This is a genomic window from Halomonas sp. 707D4 (assembly GCF_024158685.1).
GTDB lineage: Bacteria > Pseudomonadota > Gammaproteobacteria > Pseudomonadales > Halomonadaceae > Vreelandella.
This window is the reverse complement of the sequence record NZ_JAMZBD010000684.1, coordinates 1-1,261: the sequence shown is the minus strand read 5'-3', so window position 1 is coordinate 1,261 and position 1,261 is coordinate 1. Positions and strand designations below refer to the sequence as shown.

Below are 1,261 nucleotides of genomic sequence, written 5' to 3'. Positions count from 1 at the left end.
GCACCGTGTGGCTCGCGTGCTCGGCGGTGCGCTGCATCGCGACCAGATTGGCGCGGGTATCCGGTTCCCGGGTCGCCTTGAGGGAGAGCTCGGTCAGCGCGCGCAGCTCCGAGATCGGCGTTCGCAGCTGGTGGGAAACGTCGGCATTGAGCTGCTGGGTGCTTTCGATGCTGCGCCGCATGCGCTGCATGAGCTGGTTGATGCTGGCGATCAGCGGCTGGATCTCCTTCGGCGCGTTCTCCTCGAGGGGGCGCAGGTCGTTGGGCGAACGCCGGCGCAGGGCCTGCCTGATCGCGTTCAGCGGCGCGAGGCCGCGATGGATGGCGAACAGCGCCAGGGTCATCGCCAGCAGGCCGGTGACGGCCATGAGGCTGCTCAGGGTGAGCATGAAGTCGTTGGCCAGGGTGTAACGCGCCTCCTTCGACTCCGCCACGATCACCTCGAGGGTGGTTTGCGTTCGGCCGCGCTGGTAGGGAAAGGTGAGGGCCACGGCGCGCAGCGCGTTACCGGCGTAGTCGACGTCGTAGAACAGCGGCTCGTCCAGTGGCCCCGGCGGGTCGCCAAGGCCCGGAAACCCGGCGATCATCGGCCCATCCACCTCGCGGATGCGGTAGAAGATCTTGCCTTCTCCCCGGCTGCCCAGCGTGCTGATACTGAAGTAGTGCATGTTGATGTGCAGCTCGCCACCGGCGGTGTAGATACGCCGCTCCAGTCGCTGGGCGGCATTGTAGAGCAGGTCGTCGAAGGTTTCGTTGATCTGGCGGGTCAGCAGCAGGTAGCTCGAGCCCAGCGCCAGCAGGGCGAGCCCGGTGAAGGGCAGCCCGATCCAGATCAGCAGGCGGGCGCGTATCGAGAAGGGGCGCTTGAACAGGGGCATGGCGTCGTCTATTTCTTGCAGTCGAGATAGTAGCCCAGCCCGCGCACCGTCTTGAGGCCGAACTCGCGGCCGATCTTCTTGCGGATGCGCGAGACGTAGGTCTCGACGGCGGCGTAGGTGACCGGCTCGTCCAGCGTCGAGAGGCGTTGGATGATCTGGTCCTTACTCACCAGCCGGTTCTGGTTGATCATCAGGTACTCGATCACCTCCAGCTCGCGGCGGTGAAGCGTCACGGGCGCGCCGTCCAGGCGCAGCTCGCGGGCGTCCGGCAGGAACTCGAGCGGGCCGCACTGCAGGGTGTCGCCGCCGAAGTGCTTGGCCCGACGCACCAGCGCCCGCGCCCGGGCGGCCACCTCGTCCAGCGAAAACGGCTTGCACAGGTAG

Annotated in this window: 2 protein-coding genes; both read right to left on the bottom strand. The window is 66.9% G+C overall.

All coding sequences use genetic code 11. The annotated features are described in order from the left end of the window. A partial coding sequence (locus BIS11_RS17880) for a sensor histidine kinase N-terminal domain-containing protein (protein WP_253586769.1) occupies nt 1–877 on the bottom strand: 877 nt, incomplete at its 3' end. A gap of 8 nt (nt 878–885) precedes the next feature. Continuing rightward, the coding region (locus BIS11_RS17875; protein WP_253586768.1) for a winged helix-turn-helix domain-containing protein at nt 886–1,261 on the bottom strand (376 nt) is incomplete at its 5' end.